Consider the following 17,501-nt stretch of genomic DNA (forward strand, 5'->3'; position numbering starts at 1 on the left):
ACAAAAAACGGGCTTTATGCCCGTTTTTTGTTTATGGACGACAAGACCATTATTGGTCTTGTACGTCTGTTAATCGATCAAGTTTTTTCTGGAAATAACGACCTTGTAAGAAACGTGCTTCCACATTCCAAGCGTTAGCAAATAAGTTCATATCATCAAGATCGGCAAGTAAAATCCCTACAGGTTTTACAGTCAAATAGTTCAAAACCTTTTCTTGTAATTGCGCTAAACCAGCATCTGAGTTTAATAGCTCGGTCTTCTTCGATTGCAATTTTAAATATTGAACATCAAGTTGTTGCAATATCGATTCACTATAAATAGAAGATGTGAAATCCCGAATTGAAATTTCTGCGCCGTGTTGACGTAGGCGAGCTATTTGTTGCTGCACAATTGTAAGATGTGGCTGAATCGCTTGTTCTGAAAATTGTAGAACCAATGGGCTTTCTTGCTTACTACCAATAATGGTGAGTAATTTCGAAATCAGCTCAGGGAATGATTTATCTTTGAGTAAGATATCAATATTCAAGTTAATAATCAGTTTAGCTTTCGGATACTGCGCAATAAAATTATGTAGCTGCTTGCTAGCCTCAACCAAGATCCAACGGTCTAATTGAATAGAAAGTTCGCTATCATCTCTTAATGTGGCTAAATCGTTTAAGTCGTGCCACTGTTCATCTGCAATAAAACCGCTAGTAACTTCATAGTTATGGGTTTCTTGATCATGCTTATCATAAATCTGCTGATATTTTAAATGGATTTCACCCCGTGCTAACTGTTGCTTTAATTGTTGCAATAGAGAGGATTGCACAGGAGCATCAACATTCTGAAGGTTTAGATCAAGTGAGATAGAAGAACTCGTAGGCTCAGGAGAGATAATATCGATAGTTGGCACTAACTCAATTTCTGACTTCGCTTTAGGTAGCTCTTGCTGATTGGTTTGATCGAGTAGCTTTGCAAAATTAGCTTCATCTAAAGGTTCAGTAATTTGCGCATAACTCAGCTTAAACTGGATCGAGTAGTTAAGCTCATTAATCGGTAATAAATGCTCTTTTTGCAAACTTTGCAGACTAGCCAATTGGGAGTTAAGGACTGTACTGTTTTCGGTTTGCAAAACGCCAAGATATGCCCCAAGTTCAAGATTGAAAATCGGCATTTGTGCTTGTTCTTTCAGAAAACTTTGCAGCTGATTAAAATATTGTCCAGGAGTTTGCCAATCGAGTTGAAATACACGTTCTGGGCACTGACTTAATTTAAATAAAACCAATGCATTCGCTTGAGCAGGGTGGGTTGATAGCTGTCGATTAATCTGTTGCCAAGGCGTAATTAACCCATAGCTCTTTTCAGAAAAGACTGTATTTGCGGGTGTTTGTAAATCCAGTTGATAGTCAATGGTTAACTGTACGGCGTCTTCTTCCTGACTGGGAATAAATTCAAGTTTTAAAGCATTATTGCCTGAAATTGCTGCATGTTGACTCTGGATTTCAAAACGCGCCTGATCAAATTGACCTAATGAAATCTTCTTAAATCTTTGTTTAAAAATATTTAAATCATTGGGTTGTAAAACATCTAATATCGGCAGGCCAATAATCTCTTCTTCTTGCTTAAAGCCAAAAAGGTTGAGGTATTCTGTATTTGCTTTAACGTGCATGCCTTCTTGAAAAAGGGCAACTGCTTTATGGCTGTTATTGACCAATGTTTGTGTATGAGAGTGAATAGTCTCTAGTTCACTCGTCAGGCGTTGCTCAGTTTGCAATAAATGGCTATACGACAAGGTTCGAATAAGCGTGATATAAAAATAATCTAATGGTTCTAATGGAACTACATCATAAATACCTTTATGAATATAAGCCTGATATTGCTGAGGTTGATAGTCTTCAGGTTGCAATAACAAAACAGGTAAATGTGGCTGCTCAGATGCTTGAATAAGGGAGAGGGTTTGTTCAATTTTTAGGTCATAAGCACGACCAAAAATAATAGCATCCCAAGGCGTATTTAACTGTTTTTCAAAACTTTTTAGGTCATCAAGCAATAATGCCTGAACTTGATAATCATTCCCCAATAATAAATTTAAAATCTGGTTATAACGTAGCTGGTTGTCATCAATAATGAGTAAACGTGTTTCAATACGTTTTAACTTTTTAGATAATAAAGAGTTTCTCACTTTAGTGCTTCCCATAAATCTTGACTGCTAGAGTTGCTATTCTTTTTCATCATGAACTGATCAAGCAGATTTTGTTGCTGCTCATTCAGAAGTTCGAAATGAAATTGAATAAAACTTTGAGTAATGAGTTGTGCTTTGAGTAGATACACTTTGATTTCTTCTGTCCCCAATCGTAAATGAATTGTTTGTTGCTCTCTAAAAATTTGTGACCCCGGTAAAATCAGCGTATTTTGTATTTCTTCTAGGTTTTGTGTTTGTAGTAATAGTGCAGGATGATAATTGCGCGTATGACGCTCAGCTTGAATATGCACTGCACAAGGGAACATGGCCTGTGACAAAATCTCTAAACCTAACTCTAGGCTTTTTTCTGTCGACTGCTTAATCCAGCGGATTACTCCGCCACGCCATTGCCCATGCAAGGTTTCTTTAACTAAAATATATTCACCGGTTCTTAGATTTTTCGGTGCTTCCCCAGACCATTTAATACGATATCCATTGACACTAATATCGAGAACAGTGGTTTGATAAATGGTTTTGCTTTCACGACTTAAGCGTTGATAGGATGTCGTTTGTTGTTCTTTTTTCTCTAAATTGGATAGAACTTTAGATTCACTTTGTAAGTTGTAGTTATTGTTCAGTTGTAGCGTTTCTTCGAAGTTTTTTGCTTTCGAGAGATAGAAATGAGCCGTGCTTAAACCAAAACAAATTTGTAGCTCTGCATTGTATTCATAACGTTCATGACGACGTTGAGCCGTAGTACCTAAAATAGTTTGAACATGAAACTTTAAAGCTGGGCTTAAATAAAACTTTTCATTTTTGGAAATATATTGCGCATTTTTATGCATGGTTGCAGTGACATGCTCAAGTAAAGCCTGTGTGCCTATAAAAATGTTTGGGCTAAAGTTAGAGCTGCGTTTGGTGTTATAAACCGGCGGATGATCTTTATTTGGGTCGACCACATATTTCGTTAATGCTGTGTCTTTCGGCAAAATATGAATCATTCTTGCCCAGTCAAAGCTACATTGAAATAATGCCTGAATTTCTGACTGACGAATTTGGTTCGTATTTAAAATATCGAGCAAAATCAGCTGAGCATAAGCTTGAGTAATATTTGCTAGAGGGTGATGTACACCCTGAATATGGTTAATATTTACCAGATGATATTTATGCTGAACAGCAGTTTCATAAAGTTGATGTGCAATTAACCATTGTCCTTTGACCGGCTCACTATAGAGCATATGCTGCTGATATAAGAGACTGGTTAATTGTTGCAGCGCATGGAAAGTCGATAAAGTACGTGCCGTTTGCAAATTCTTTTTTTGTTTATAGGCAAACAGTGAAAATTTTTGATGTTGTAATTGCTCATGGCTATTTTTAGCAATATTTAAATAAATACTGGCAAAATAGCAACGTAGCAACATCGCTAATTCAATAATGTGTTCATTACGGTCTGTGCTAATAACGCCTTGGTTAAAAAAGTTTTTTTCTAGGCTTGCAAGAACGTTATTAATGGTGGGATGAAGCGTTTGTATGAGATCGAAACGTAAGGTCTCACTACATTTTAATTCATTGAGCTCTAAAATAGCGGTGAATAATGCCTTTGACGTATCGCCGAGTTGCATAATAGAAAGGGTAGTGACCCATTCATTAAGATCTTTAATATTGGCTTCACAAAAGCTTAACCGCTCACGAGTGAGTGCGGTTTGATTGTGAAAAATGTCCGATAGTGCATTATTCATCATCACTTATTATATAACTCAAAATGTTGTAGCCCCAAAAAGCGGTGTTTTATTCTTTTCGCCCGCAATTTCCCTGACGAGTTTAGGAACCAAATACCCCGGTAGGTTCGCTAACACATCACGATATATATCATCTATCTCAGATGGTATTAAATCAAAATGTTGTGCACCTTTTACTTTATCTAAAACATGTAAGTAATAAGGCATAACGCGAGCTTCAAATAAACGATAACTTAAATCAATTAATGTCTGTGCAGAATCATTAACGCCTTTAAGCAATACTGCCTGATTAAGTACAGTAATGTGCTCGGCAGATAACTGCAACAATTTTGAACAGGTAAAGTCATCGAGTTCAGAAGCGTGGTTTGAGTGTACCACCAGAATAATACGCAGCCTACTGTTTTTTAATAAAGAAATAAGCTCTTCGTCGATACGGTTTGGAATAACAATTGGAACCCGTGAATGAATTCTCAGAATCTTAATTTGTTTGAGAGATGATAAGCGTTCTAGCCAAAGTGCTAATTTACGATTAGAAAGCGTAAGGGGGTCTCCACCACTCAAAATGATTTCATTAATGTGCGGATTCGCTTCAATATAGTTTTTTATATTTGGCCAATCGTCATTTTTCGGTAAATTTTCTTGATAGGGGAAATGACGACGGAAACAATAACGGCAATGTACCGCACAAGCACCCGTCAAAGTCAGTAAAAAACGTGATTGATATTTATGTAATACACCGGGTAATTGATTTGCTGCTTCTTCGCCTAAAGGGTCAGTTACAAATTCAGGATGTTCCTCAAGTTCTAAATGATGAGGTAAAACCTGTAGTAAAAGCGGGTCAAAAGGGTTTTTAACGTTCATTTTTCCGACGAACGCGCGAGGAACCCGTAATTTAAACTGTTCAGAAGCCAGAATCGCACCTGATAATAGCTGATCGGTGGATAACTCGAGTAGGTTTAGCAACTCCAAAGGATCTGTAATAAGGTCACTCAGTTGCGATTGCCAGTTTTGCTCTTGGTATAAATAGTTTATCATTTGACACGATTAAGATAATGCAACAACGCATTATATCGCATAGTTGACTTGTTAAGTTTGGAGTGTGCCAGTCATGGCCAATTATTCTACAAATGATTTCAAGCCGGGCCTTAAGGTCATGCTTGACAGTAACCCATGTTCAATCATGGAAAATGAATACGTAAAACCAGGTAAAGGTCAAGCGTTCAACCGCGTAAAATTACGTAACCTTAGAACTGGTAAAGTTTTAGAAAAAACTTTTAAGTCTGGCGATACTGTAGAAGCGGCTGACATCGTAGAAGTAGAAATGGACTACTTATACAATGATGGCGAGCTTTGGAACTTCATGGATCCTGTAACTTTTGAGCAAATCGCTGCAGACAAAACTGCAATGGGCGATGCAGCTAAATGGTTAAAAGACGATTCAAATGAAAAATGTACTATTATGTTGTTCAACGGTGTGCCTTTAACTGTAAGTGCGCCGAACTTCGTAGTATTAAAAATTGTTGAAACTGATCCAGGTGTACGCGGTGATACATCTGGCGGTGGCGGTAAACCAGCTAAGCTTGAAACAGGTGCGGTTGTTCGTGTTCCGTTATTTGTTCAGCAAGAAGATAGCGTTCGTGTAGATACTCGTACTGGCGATTATTTAGAGCGTGCATAATAGTTAAAAAATAAACTATTATCGAAGGGATGATGTAAATCATCCCTTTTTTTATGCGAAAGTATAAGAGGAAAAAAATTAAAGGAGGAGTACAGTCACAAGGATTTGATAGAACAGTACATAACAATATAAAAATGCTGTAGTTATTTATTGAGAGGTTAAGAATGGACACAATGCAAGCGAAATCTACGCTTCCCTCCAAGCTGGTCTGGAGCCTAGTGGCAATTATAGGTGCAATTTCTTTTGGGATGCTGGCACTCAGTCGTGGTGAACATGTCAATGCGGTTTGGCTTGTACTTGCTGCAGCATGTGTATATAGCATCGCATATCGATTTTATAGTCTATTTATTGCAACTAAAGTATTTGAATTAAACCCAAGACGTTTAACCCCAGCACATCGTTTAGCCGATGGTCTGGATTATGTTCCAACCAATAAATACGTACTTTTTGGTCATCACTTTGCGGCAATTGCCGGAGCGGGACCATTAGTCGGGCCAATTTTGGCTGCACAAATGGGTTTTTTACCAGGGACAATCTGGCTACTGGTCGGTGTGGTTGTCGCGGGTGCAGTACAAGACTTCTTAGTTTTATTTATTTCAACGCGTCGAGACGGTCGTTCGCTTGGTGAAATGGCAAAACAGGAACTAGGTTCTTTTGCTGGTATCGTTGTAATGCTTGGCGCGCTTGGGGTAATGATTATTATCCTTGCGGTATTGGCCTTAGTTGTGGTTAAAGCACTTGCCCATAGTCCATGGGGTGTTTTTACTATTGCAGCAACTATTCCCATTGCATTATTTATGGGCGTTTACATGCGATTTATTCGCCCGGGACGTATTGCTGAAGTTTCTATTATTGGCTTCGTGTTAATGATGCTTGCCATTGTTTATGGTGGGCATGTTGCAGCAGATCCATACTGGGGTGAGTTTTTCACTTTAACTGGAACACAGCTCACATGGTGCTTAATCATTTATGGCTTTATTGCTTCAGTATTACCTGTCTGGTTATTACTAGCGCCACGTGATTATCTATCAACTTTCCTTAAAATTGGTGTCATTCTCGGTTTAGCAGTCGGTATTATCATTGCATTACCTGAATTGAAAATGCCAGCAGTAACCCATTTTATTGACGGTACTGGTCCTGTTTTCTCAGGTAGTTTATTTCCATTCCTATTTATTACTATTGCCTGTGGTGCCATTTCTGGTTTCCATGCGCTTGTATCAAGTGGTACTACACCAAAACTCATTGATAACGAAGCAGATATTCGCGTGATTGGTTATGGCGGCATGCTCATGGAGTCTTTCGTCGGTATTATGGCGATGATCTGTGCAACTGTCTTAGACCCAGGCGTGTACTTTGCAATTAATGCACCCGCGGCTGTACTTGGTACAACTGTAGAATCAGCGGCAGAAGCGGTTCGTAATTTAGGATTTGTTGTTACTCCTGAAATGTTAACAGTGTTGGCACAGGAAGTAGGTGAAAGCTCGATTCTTTCACGTACAGGTGGCGCCCCTACCTTTGCAATTGGTATGGCACATATCATTTCGGAAATTTTCAATAGCCGTTCAATGATGGCATTTTGGTACCACTTTGCCATTTTGTTTGAAGCATTATTCATTTTAACTGCTGTAGATGCCGGAACTCGTGCTTGTCGTTTTATGGTGCAAGATACAGTGGGTATTGTTATTCCTGCGGTTAAATCTTCTGGTTCATTCGTGGGTAACTTAGTGGGTACAGCAGTTGCAGTAGGTGGATGGGGATTCTTCGTCTATCAAGGTGTGATTGACCCATTAGGTGGCGTTAACTCCTTATGGCCTCTGTTTGGTGTTGGTAACCAAATGCTGGCTTCAATGGCACTCATTTTGGGTACAGTCATTCTGTTTAAAATGAAAAAAGAAAAATATGTATGGGTGACGATCATTCCAACAATTTTCTTATTCGTGACCTGTATGACTGCGGGTTGGCAAAAGATTTTCCACGAAAATCCAAAAATTGGTTTCTTAGCGCAAGCAAATAGATTTTCAGATGCAATCGCTCGTGGTGAAATTCTTAAACCAGCCAAAACTATTGCTGAGATGCAAAACATTGTGATGTCTAATCAGATTAATGCTGCGCTTTGTGGCTTCTTTATGATTGTATCGATTGTCATGATTATTGCTTCAATTGGTATTGTACGCCGTGCTTTAGCAAGCCCAACACCGACTGTAAATGAATCCCCAGCTGTATATGCTGATCCTGAAGTGGTCACCACACGAGGAGAGTAATGATGAATTTTAAATTTGCAAAGAATGGAACTGTCATTATTGCGAAAATCATCAAAATGACGGTGCTCTCACAAAAAGAGCTGTTGCTTTCTCCAAAGAACTGGTCACGCATTGCAACACTGTGGCAGCGTTTGCAGCAAAGCTTTCGCTTGATGGTTGGAGTGCCAGATTATCAAACTTATCTGGAACACATGAAGCTTCATCATTCTGATTTAACACCAATGGATGCTAAAACTTTCTATCGCTATTGTGTCGATGCGCGTTATCCATCGGCTGGCGGTACTTTAAAGAAATGTCCATGTTAAGTTGAGAGTTAAATTCAGCTAAACAAAACGGTATGTGGTTAAACCATGTACCGTTTTTCTTTTTGGGAAATGAAAAAGAGTTTGCTTAAAGTCTGCTCATTTGTATTTTTTTCAATTGAAAATCACTTGTTTTGCTTTTGAAAAATGAATATTATGCTTTCCATCTTAGGTGTATAGCTCAGTTGGTTAGAGCGCTACGTTGACATCGTAGAGGTCTCCAGTTCGAGTCTGGATATACCTACCAAGACATTACGTCATATAAACTCGAATAGCTTTATATGACTTAGAAAAGCCCTAAACTATAATGGTTTAGGGCTTTTTTATTGGTTTGTATAATTTAATTTCACTTATCTATAATAAAGCTTCTATTCAACGTGCAATTTTTTTCAATATTCTAATAGCCAAAATTAAATTATCTTAGATATGAAAAAATTAGATAAACAAGCAAGGAATAAAGCCTAAGGGCTGGTGATTAAGCATGATTCATGAGAAGCTAAAAAGCGCATCAATAGTAGATTTATTGACGATTATTACTCCTTTCATAATTATTATGGGGCTAATGCACAAAATAGGTATATACACGTCAGAACAGATCAATGCTAGTTGGTTTATTTCTATATTTACTCCACTAGATTTTATGATTTCAGATCTAACAATCTATTTTTATTTTGCTACTTCTATTATGTATTTAGAAAAAGTAATTTTTACTTCTGAAAGAGCACCAAAAGTAGAGCTATTTTGGGCAAACTTAATGTTGATATCTGGTTATGCTGGTATATTTTTAATGCTTTTCCTGACGCATAAGCCATATGATTCAATTTTGAAATTTTACATATATATAGCATGTAGTTTAAATGGATTTGGTTTATTACTTTTAAGTAAAAATGTAGGCAAGCTTTTAGGGGCTGGTCTTATTTTACTTGTTCCTTATCACTCTGGTCTTGAACATGCAAAAAAAATAGATGATAAAAGCTTACCTATAATTGAATTAAACGATAAAAAAACTTGGCATTTACTTGATAAGCATTCCGATCAAATAATTCTGATTAACAGTTCGAAGTCTAAAAATGAATTCAAAATTGTTGAAATGAAAGAAGTTAATTTGCTTAAATAAATACTGAAATTTCACTTATATTAATTGATGGTATCCGATTAAGAAGAGAACAATATATAGATACCGTTCTCTTTTTTTTATTATTCTATTTTTGAGATTTCATCTTTTCCTTCAGGTGGAATATAGCATTTCACCTTATGTGGAAGCTCTCCACCTAGATCATTTTTTGAATCATATAATATAGATACAACAATATTGCCATTACCTTGTGCTTTAAGTGTATCAATATTTCCATATTTAATTGATAAGGGATGCGTTTCATTAACTCTAATTAGTTGTTTACATCGGCTTATAGCTTCATCTACATCTACTGATTTCTGCGCCTGAGACAGTATCTGTTTATCTTCTTTTAATTCCTTTTCTGAGACATAAAAACGTTCACCATTTGCACAATTAACATAAATAACAATTTCTTTTTTAGGTATACTTCGCGTTGTAGAGATACCGGCTTCTTCAATTGAATCACAAGTATTTTCGCTATTAGCGACTTTTTGTACTACTGCTTTTTCTACGTTAGTAATTTTCTTAACCCATTTACTTCCCCATTCAGCATAAAGCTTAGGGAATTGATCTTTTGTATAGTCATTATATGCATATTCACTAATAGCTTTTGCTGAAGATATATTGCTTTTATCTCCGATTTTATTATTTGAGTTTGTCTCTGAGCCAATATTAGCGAAGAGCACTATTGGAATACCTAAGATGATAACCCATAGTAAAAGATTAAAAAGTTTAGTACGTACCTTTGAGTTTTGAGACGAAGATATTTCTTGTGAGCTGCTGGAAAGGTTGTTCTTATTACTTAACATATCAGGCAAAGGCGGAGGCGTTGTTCTTGCTGCATTTGTTTTAAGAAATGGGTTTCTAAGATTTTCTATAGGAAAACCGCAGTGAGGACAACTTTTAGCTTGATCACTAATTTCTTTCTTACATTCTGGGCATGATATTAAAGCCATTTTTCCCCCTTTAATAAATTAAATATAAATTTGTTTTTGATGTTTAATATTTAAAACTTAAGCACACTAGTTGATGGAGTGGACAAATATTTAAACCTATAATACCTAAGAACTATATATAAAACACAAAAAAGATCAGATGCTGAAAGACGAAATCACATTTCAACCTTTTCATAATCCCCCCTTTATAAACCCCTCTTTAATAATCACTTATTCATTATTTATCCTTACTTTTTAATGATCTAATTTAAAACAAATGTCATTTTGTGTGCTTGACTGCAATAAATGTGAAGCTTATCCTTTGCCTGCTGGCCACATTGCCAGCCGGCTTTGACAGGCTGTTTCACTCACACATCAGAGCTATTCCATCTGAGGAACAGTTTTGTGTGTACTCTCGTTCCCTCCCGTAGCGGTAGGACGGGAGAGGGACACCTATGGTGTGCTAGTTGAGTGACTAGTCTGTCAACCCTCTTTCGTTCTGCCACCATAATTCTTAATTAATGCTCTGGCAGAACTCCCAATAAAAAGGAGTTGGCTTTGCACATTCTTAATTTCTTGGCAGCCTTTGCCAAAAGCTATAACGACACGACTTAAATCATATTTATCAGCTTGATTACCTTTAGGGTTTTCAGGCTTTAAATCATTTCGTCTAAAAACTTAATCAACAATAAAACTTGAGATGTGCCACGCACAGTCTTTACAGGCTTTGCTATGTATTTTTTTCTCCCAAGAAGAGCAGTGGCTTTTATATCTCATTTATATACAACAAAAATTTAATTTATAACGGTAAAACTATGCCACATTCAGATCTCTCATTTCGTGCTTTAAGCGTGCTTCATACCTCTCGCTATCTTTTTAATAAATATGGTTTTCATAAAGTCGGGGTGGACCGAATTATTGAATCTTCAAAAACACCTAAAGCAACTTTTTATAATTATTTTCACTCAAAAGAACGCCTCATTGAAATGAGTCTCACTTTTCAAAAAGATGGACTTAAACATGAGGTGCTTTCCATTATTAATGTTCAAAAAGATTTAACCGTAATTGAAAAATTTCGCAAAATTTATTACTTACACGCCGACTTAGATGGACTCTACCATTTACCTTTCAAAGCTATTTTTGAAATTGCGAAAACACATCCAAAGGCGTATCAGGTGGTCGTTGAATATCGAAACTGGCTTATTAATGAAATCTATCATTTGCTTTTAACCACCAATGCCAATGCTGCAAAACAAGATGCACACATGTTCTTATTTGTGATTGATGGGGCGATGGTTCAACTTTTAGACCCCAACAAACCAGATGAAAGGGATAGGTTACTTGAGTATTTTTTGCTGGGGTTTATTTAATCCAAATAAAAAGTTTATAGCCTGCATGGGTAGGCTATAAACGGCCTACATTGGGAAGGGATTATTCAAATGAGAAAAACTCATGGATGGAATACTTTTACTCACTTTTTATTAAAATATATTTATGAGATTTTATGGGCTTTACAGACAGGAACGTTAACCCTATATAGGTAGGCCCTATACATTAGGAAAAGTCATGGTTTATTTAATATTGCCATGTTCAAAAACTGAATTTCGTAGTAAATAGCTTGGTAAAAGAACTCGAATTGGAAAAGAGTTTCTACGGAAATGGGACAAATTAGGAGTGTCCATGAAGATTAAGCCATTACCCCCAATGAATAGCTTGATTGTGTTTGAGGCAGCCGCACGCCACCTTAGTTTTACACAAGCAGCAAATGAATTAAATGTTACTCAAGGAGCGATAAGTCGCCAAATTCGACAATTGGAAGAGTATCTTGGTAAAGAGTTATTTATTCGAGCAAATCGCAATATTTCTTTAACGCCCATGGGCTTGCAATATTACCAAACGATTTATAGTGCTTTATTAAATGTTGCACAAGCAACGGCTGAAATTAAGAAATGGCAAGGTGAACATCAAATAACTGTTGCTACGACTAATGCTATGGCTGCTCTTTGGTTATTACCTAAAGTGGCTACTTTTCAGCAAAATAATGAAGGTGTAGATCTAAGAATATTAACGACAGAAAATATCTTGGATTTACAGAAAATGGACTTTGATTTGGCACTTTTTTATTGCCGAACTCCTCCATTGGGAATGAAAGTCACCACATTATTCCCAGAAGAAGTATTTCCTGTTTGTAGTCCAAATTATCTTGCTCAATTTAAGGAGGGTACTCCTCCAGAGGAAATATTTGGTAAAGCATTACTTTATCTAGATGATTCTCAAAAGGATTGGATTACATGGGCCGAATGGTTTGAAGCGGTCAACTATCCTATGGTGAAACCTAAAAATAGAGTCAATATTAATAACTATCCAATGCTGCTCCAAGCTGCAATTAATGGTCAGGGAGTGGCATTAGCATGGGGGTCTTTAATTGATGATTATTTGGAAAATGGTTCTCTTGTTCGCCCAGTCGAAACTGTATTACGTACCGAAGCAAATTTTAGTATGTTGGAACCTTCAGATCGGGGAGTTATTCCATCGAGTGTAAAGCATTTCCGTAGCTGGTTATTAGAGCAATTGCCAGGGCAAGTAGGGCAAAAGGGATTAAATTAGTACTGTTAAAATAATAAAAAAGGGCTCAATTTAGAGCCCTTTTTTTGAATTAAGTTTAGTTATCTGTAATGAGTTGAGCCTTTGTCTCATCAACAGGCTTTTCAGATTTGGTTTTACAGAAATCTGGACGAACATGTTCAGGCATCATGACCCATGCTTGTGGATCTTGACGAAGGCTTTTCATTAAAGAAATACACATAATCGCAAGTAATATGGAGATTGGAAAACCCGCAATTACACAGGCTGTCTTAATAGCAGATAGACCACCAGCTAAAAGTAAGCCTCCACTAATAAGCGGAATAATTACAGCCCAGACCAGACGAATTCCTACTGATGGATTAGTGGAACCATTAGTATCTAGAAAACATAGGACCAAAGCACCTGAGTTCGCAATGGTGATGATATGGATGGATAACAATAAACATAAAAGTGCGCTTAAGAAAATCGTAACAGTATGATTTTCTGAAATATGATCGAAGAACACAAACACAGCACGGGCAGGGTCTTCTTTAGTCGCTTCAGCGATTGTAACTTCATGAGGTTTGACTTTCTCTGCTTGAACAATCGCAGTATTACTCAAAACAACTTGATGAGTTGGTGGTTGATGGTTCGCTTTTTCAATTTTAAGAGCAGCGCCACCAAAAGCTGCAATCCAAATAAAGGTGAGTAAAGTAGGTGCGGCAAGTGAGCCTAGAATAACTTCACGAATCGTACGTCCGCGTGAAATGCGAGCAATAAATAAACCTACAAAAGGTGCCCAAGTCATCCACCACGGCCAGTAGTAAGCAGTCCACCAACTTTGCCAACCTGAATCTTTTTGAGCATCACTCCATAAACTCATCCCTACAATATTTTGTAAGTAATCCCCAAGTCCTTCAAAAAAAGTATTAAAAATATAACGAGTTGAACCAATCACGATGACTGCAATGACAAGAACATACGATAAAATCATGTTCCCTTCAGCAATAATTTTAAAGCCTTTACCAATTGCGGATAATAAAGATAGGGTTGCTAAAACACCTAGAACAAGAACGAGAACCAACTGAATTTTAACGTCAATATTGATACCAAATGTATGATTTAGACCAACATTCAGTTCAAGAATTCCCATGCTAATGGCTTGAGAAACCCCAAATGCTGTTAAAACGATCGTGACAATATCAACGAAGTTACCGATAGGACCATAAATTTTGTCACCAATTAAAGGATGTAATACTGATCGGCATGCCAAAGGTAAACCTTTACGATAAGAAAAATATCCTAGAGCAACAGCTGATAAGCAAAATAGGCCCCATGGGTGAAGTCCCCAATGAAAAAAGGTGAGTTGCATTGCCATTCGCGCTGATTCATCTGAAAGACCTTGCGTAAACGGATTACTTGCATAGTGAGTGATTGGTTCTGCAACAGACCAGAACATCAATCCAATTCCCATACCACAAGAGAAAAGCATGCAAATCCATGCAATATTACTATATTCGGGCTTTTCATCGTCTTTTCCGAGTCTAATATGTCCATATCGACTCATGCATAAATAAATCAAAAAACCTAATAAAAAAGTAGCTAAAAATAGGAGATACCATTTTGCATTTTGCAATAAAACATCTGAGATAATTTGAAAGTATTCACCAGCCTGTTTTTCTTTAAAAATACAAAACGCAATAAAAATAAAAAGTAATAACTTCGAGACAATCATCACTGTTGGGTTGAGTCCAGTATGGGCTCCTGATGTATTGCGCATAAATCCTCCTTGGATGCGTAGCAGTTAACTACCTGTTAACCGTTGTATGCGAATAGCAAAAGAGTAGTGATGAGCATAAAGATTGCTCAACCGATTTATTCTCATCTATAGGTGAGTTTTAGTCATAGGTCATTCCTTGTACCTAATACATTTAAAAATTATCGAAGGGAAAGCAAGTTTTAGGATGCATGATAAAAACTCATCAATACCCCTCTAAAAAGTCGTTTGTCTGTCGCCATTAGGTTTTACACAATCTGTAAAGAAATCGCAGAGAGTGCAAATCATCTCAACGCAGGGAGTTCTGCGTTAGTTTTAAATATATGGAGATCATCAGATGAATAGTCGAGTTAGCCAGCAATTAATTACAGTTCAGCAAGTCGATAATGTTTTAAACCCAATTACTGAATCAAATGGTATGCCAAATTTAGCATACACCAGTAGCGAATATTTTAATTTTGAACGCGACAATATTTTAAGTAAAACTTGGGTGTGTGTTGGCTTTGCTTCTGATTTACCTAAAAAGAGCTATGTAAAGCCTGTTAATTTCATGGGCATGCCTTTGGTCATGATGCGCAACCGTGAAGGGGAAATCCAAGTTTTCCATAACGTTTGTAGTCATCGCGGTATGATTTTGGTGCAACAAGAAGGCACTATTGAAGGTGTGATTCGTTGCCAATACCACTCTTGGAGTTATGATTTAAACGGTAACTTAAAGGGTACTCCACATATTGGTGGAATTAACCAGCATAAAGATGAACGCTTTAAATGTGAAAAACATGGCTTAAAAGCACTTCGTTCAGAGATCTGGATGGATATGGTTTTCGTCAATATCTCTGGTGATGCGCCAACGTTTGAAGAGCACATTGCACCACTAGTTGAACGTTGGAAGCCTTTCTTGGGCGAAAACGGTCTAGAGCTTATTCGTAATAGCAAAGTAGGTTCAACTTTTGAGTTACCTGTAAATAGTAACTGGAAACTTACAGTTGAAAACTATTGCGAAGCCTATCACTTACCTTGGGTACATCCAGCGCTAAATACATATTCAAAACTTGAAGATCATTACAACATTATGTTCGAAGATCGCTTTGCTGGTCAGGGCAGTTATAAATATAACTTGTCAGCTACGGCGGGTACGCATTTACCAAAATTCCCAAGCTGGCCAGAAGATCAACTTCGTCATGCTGAATATGTTGCAGTGTTCCCGAACGTATTGTTAGGTATTCAAGCGGATCATGCATTTGCAATGATGATTGATCCAATCGCTCCAGAACAAACAATTGAAAAACTACGCTTGTATTACGTTGGTGATGAATCACTAGACGCTAAATATGATGCATGCCGTGAAGCGACTTTAGAATCATGGAAAGTTGTATTTGCTGAAGATGTATTTGCCGTTGAAACCATGCAAAAGGGTCGTCACTCACCTGGTTTTGGTGGAGGGGTTTTCTCACCAGAGATGGATTTACCAACTCACTTCTTCCAGAAATGGTTAGCAACCCAAGCTAAAACGGCATTGGAGGCATAATATGCAACATTACTTCAACTATGTTGATGGCCAATGGCGAGATGCTTCTCGCCAATTGGAAGTTATCAACCCGGCAACCGATAAAGCTTTTGCAACAGTTGCGCGTGCAAGCGTTGAAGATGCAGATGCCGCGATGGCAGCAGCTCGACGTTGTGTGAATAGCGGTGCTTTGACTGATGTGCGTCCTGCAAAACGTACAGCTTGGATGTTAAAAGCCGCAGAAGCAATTCGTAAAATTGCTGAAGAGGGTGCATTAATCCTGTGCCGTGAAAATGGCAAAAATGTTGATACAGCACGTGAAGAGTTTGATGAAGCGGCTCGCTATTTTGAATACTACGCGGGTATGGCAGATAAAATTGAAGGCATTTCAGTACCTTTAGGTAAAGATTATGTGGATTTCACCTCATATATTCCAATGGGTGTATCGGTTCAAATCGTACCTTGGAACTTTCCTGTCTCGATCTGTGCACGCTCATTAGCGCCTGCTTTAGCGGCTGGTAATGCGGTTGTAATTAAGTCACCTGAAGTTTCACCTTTAGGAATGGTTTTACTCATCAAAGCTATTGAGAAAGCTGGTTTTCCTCAAGGTGCAGTGAACTTACTTTGTGGTAAAGGTTCAGAAGTTGGTACTCATCTGGTTAAACATCAAGATACGAACCAGATTGTATTTACCGGTTCAGTGTCAACAGGCCAACGCATTTTGAAAGATGCGGCTGAACGTGCAACACCTTCAGTAATGGAATTAGGTGGTAAGTCAGCGGCAATTGCTTTTGCTGATGTTGATCTTGAGCAATTACTACGTAGCGTTAAAGTTGGAATTTTCTATAACTCTGGTCAAGTTTGCTCAGCGATGTCTCGCTTATTGGTGCACTGCAGCCGCTATGAAGAAGTTAAAGCAGCTGTTGTGAATCTTGCAGAGAGCTTAACTGTAGGTATTGGCGAAAGTAATGCCGAACTTACCCCAGTTGTATCTAAAGATCAGCAACAACAGATTCTTGCCATGATTGATAAAGCACGTGAAGAAGGTGCCAACGTCTTAACAGGTGGGAAAGCTGCGGATCTAGAAGGTTACTTCGTCCTGCCAACAATTATTGAAGCAAAAGATGACATGTCGATTGCTCAAGAAGAAGTTTTTGGTCCTGTAATGGTGATCATGCCTTTTGATGACGAAGACCAAGCAGTTGCAATCGCAAATGGTACGGACTTTGGACTTGTTGCAGGTGTATTTGGTGAAAATCTGAATCAAACACTTCGAGTAGCAAACCGACTTATTGCTGGTCAAGTCTTTATTAACGAATGGTTTGCTGGCGGTATCGAAACACCATTTGGTGGTGTGGGCTTATCTGGTTTTGGTCGCGAAAAAGGGCAGGAAGCCATCTACAGTTATGTTCAAACTCGCAATATCGGTATCCGTTTGAAACATAACGTGTAATTTGTA

The 17,501-nt window shown here is 37.7% G+C and carries 13 protein-coding genes and 1 tRNA gene; 9 read left to right on the plus strand and 5 right to left on the minus strand.

What is annotated here, in order from left to right; all coding sequences use genetic code 11:
- Positions 1 to 49: 49 nt before the first annotated feature.
- From HL290_RS01235 to epmB, 3 genes are read right to left on the minus strand one after another with little or no spacing between them, the layout of a single operon-like run.
- Entirely contained in the window at positions 50 to 2,161 is a 2,112-nt protein-coding gene (locus tag HL290_RS01235; protein WP_198495362.1) for an EAL domain-containing protein, read from the minus strand.
- A complete protein-coding gene (locus HL290_RS01240) occupies positions 2,158 to 3,903 on the minus strand; it encodes a hypothetical protein (RefSeq protein WP_004643559.1) in 1,746 nt (581 codons plus the stop codon). Before HL290_RS01240 ends, HL290_RS01235 begins: the two co-directional genes overlap by 4 nt.
- A 15-nt stretch (positions 3,904 to 3,918) precedes the next feature.
- The gene (gene epmB / locus HL290_RS01245; RefSeq protein WP_017387929.1) at positions 3,919 to 4,935 is read right to left on the minus strand and encodes an EF-P beta-lysylation protein EpmB; all 1,017 of its coding nucleotides are present in this window, start codon (positions 4,933 to 4,935) and stop codon (positions 3,919 to 3,921) included.
- A 73-nt stretch (positions 4,936 to 5,008) separates the two neighbouring features.
- Between epmB and efp the strand changes: the two genes are divergently transcribed.
- From efp to HL290_RS01270, 5 genes are all read left to right on the plus strand, one after another.
- Positions 5,009 to 5,578 carry an elongation factor P gene (gene efp, locus HL290_RS01250; RefSeq protein ID WP_004643557.1) on the plus strand — a complete coding sequence of 190 codons (570 nt, stop codon included), beginning with the start codon at positions 5,009 to 5,011 and terminating at the stop codon, positions 5,576 to 5,578.
- A gap of 164 nt (positions 5,579 to 5,742) precedes the next feature.
- Positions 5,743 to 7,839: a carbon starvation CstA family protein gene (locus HL290_RS01255; protein WP_005039046.1), complete on the plus strand. Its 2,097-nt coding sequence runs from the start codon at positions 5,743 to 5,745 to the stop codon at positions 7,837 to 7,839.
- On the plus strand, positions 7,839 to 8,144 hold the full coding sequence (locus HL290_RS01260) for a YbdD/YjiX family protein (RefSeq protein ID WP_004643555.1): 306 nt from the start codon (positions 7,839 to 7,841) through the stop codon (positions 8,142 to 8,144). The genes HL290_RS01255 and HL290_RS01260 overlap by 1 nt, the downstream gene beginning before the upstream one ends.
- A 167-nt stretch (positions 8,145 to 8,311) precedes the next feature.
- Positions 8,312 to 8,388, plus strand: a tRNA-Val gene (locus HL290_RS01265).
- Positions 8,389 to 8,622: 234 nt separating this feature from the next.
- Complete coding sequence (locus HL290_RS01270) at positions 8,623 to 9,258, plus strand: hypothetical protein (RefSeq protein WP_198495363.1); 636 nt, start codon at positions 8,623 to 8,625, stop codon at positions 9,256 to 9,258.
- 80 nt (positions 9,259 to 9,338) lie between these two features.
- Here HL290_RS01270 and HL290_RS01275 read toward each other — a convergent pair whose 3' ends face one another.
- Positions 9,339 to 10,214, minus strand: coding sequence for a zinc ribbon domain-containing protein (locus HL290_RS01275; protein ID WP_198495364.1), 876 nt, complete (start codon positions 10,212 to 10,214; stop codon positions 9,339 to 9,341).
- 794 nt (positions 10,215 to 11,008) lie between these two features.
- Between HL290_RS01275 and HL290_RS01280 the strand changes: the two genes are divergently transcribed.
- Positions 11,009 to 11,563 carry a TetR/AcrR family transcriptional regulator gene (locus HL290_RS01280; protein ID WP_198495365.1) on the plus strand — a complete coding sequence of 185 codons (555 nt, stop codon included), beginning with the start codon at positions 11,009 to 11,011 and terminating at the stop codon, positions 11,561 to 11,563.
- Between the two features lie 310 nt (positions 11,564 to 11,873).
- A complete protein-coding gene (locus HL290_RS01285; protein ID WP_198495366.1) occupies positions 11,874 to 12,800 on the plus strand; it encodes a LysR substrate-binding domain-containing protein in 927 nt (308 codons plus the stop codon).
- A 55-nt stretch (positions 12,801 to 12,855) separates the two neighbouring features.
- On the opposite strand, the gene HL290_RS01290 is transcribed toward HL290_RS01285, so the two are convergent.
- Positions 12,856 to 14,538 (minus strand): BCCT family transporter, encoded by a 1,683-nt coding sequence (locus HL290_RS01290; RefSeq protein WP_151768492.1) that lies wholly within the window; start codon positions 14,536 to 14,538, stop codon positions 12,856 to 12,858.
- A gap of 334 nt (positions 14,539 to 14,872) precedes the next feature.
- Between HL290_RS01290 and HL290_RS01295 the strand changes: the two genes are divergently transcribed.
- Together HL290_RS01295 and HL290_RS01300 are read left to right on the plus strand one after the other, a co-directional pair.
- Positions 14,873 to 16,063, plus strand: a complete 1,191-nt coding sequence (locus tag HL290_RS01295) for an aromatic ring-hydroxylating oxygenase subunit alpha (RefSeq protein WP_003650492.1) — start codon at positions 14,873 to 14,875, stop codon at positions 16,061 to 16,063.
- 1 nt (position 16,064) lies between these two features.
- Entirely contained in the window at positions 16,065 to 17,495 is a 1,431-nt protein-coding gene (locus tag HL290_RS01300; protein WP_198495367.1) for an aldehyde dehydrogenase family protein, read from the plus strand.
- Positions 17,496 to 17,501 lie beyond the last annotated feature (6 nt).

This window comes from Acinetobacter sp. AC1-2, from assembly GCF_016124155.1.
Lineage (GTDB): Bacteria > Pseudomonadota > Gammaproteobacteria > Pseudomonadales > Moraxellaceae > Acinetobacter > Acinetobacter calcoaceticus.

Coding starts and splice junctions, on each gene's coding strand:
- HL290_RS01275 (WP_198495364.1), bottom strand. CDS start 10,214: ATGGCTTTAATATCATGCCCAGAATGTAAGAAAGAAATTAGTGATCAA.
- HL290_RS01300 (WP_198495367.1), top strand. CDS start 16,065: ATGCAACATTACTTCAACTATGTTGATGGCCAATGGCGAGATGCTTCT.
- HL290_RS01240 (WP_004643559.1), bottom strand. CDS start 3,903: ATGATGAATAATGCACTATCGGACATTTTTCACAATCAAACCGCACTC.
- HL290_RS01260 (WP_004643555.1), top strand. CDS start 7,839: ATGATGAATTTTAAATTTGCAAAGAATGGAACTGTCATTATTGCGAAA.
- HL290_RS01255 (WP_005039046.1), top strand. CDS start 5,743: ATGGACACAATGCAAGCGAAATCTACGCTTCCCTCCAAGCTGGTCTGG.
- HL290_RS01295 (WP_003650492.1), top strand. CDS start 14,873: ATGAATAGTCGAGTTAGCCAGCAATTAATTACAGTTCAGCAAGTCGAT.
- HL290_RS01270 (WP_198495363.1), top strand. CDS start 8,623: ATGATTCATGAGAAGCTAAAAAGCGCATCAATAGTAGATTTATTGACG.
- epmB (WP_017387929.1), bottom strand. CDS start 4,935: ATGATAAACTATTTATACCAAGAGCAAAACTGGCAATCGCAACTGAGT.
- HL290_RS01280 (WP_198495365.1), top strand. CDS start 11,009: ATGCCACATTCAGATCTCTCATTTCGTGCTTTAAGCGTGCTTCATACC.
- HL290_RS01285 (WP_198495366.1), top strand. CDS start 11,874: ATGAAGATTAAGCCATTACCCCCAATGAATAGCTTGATTGTGTTTGAG.
- HL290_RS01290 (WP_151768492.1), bottom strand. CDS start 14,538: ATGCGCAATACATCAGGAGCCCATACTGGACTCAACCCAACAGTGATG.
- efp (WP_004643557.1), top strand. CDS start 5,009: ATGGCCAATTATTCTACAAATGATTTCAAGCCGGGCCTTAAGGTCATG.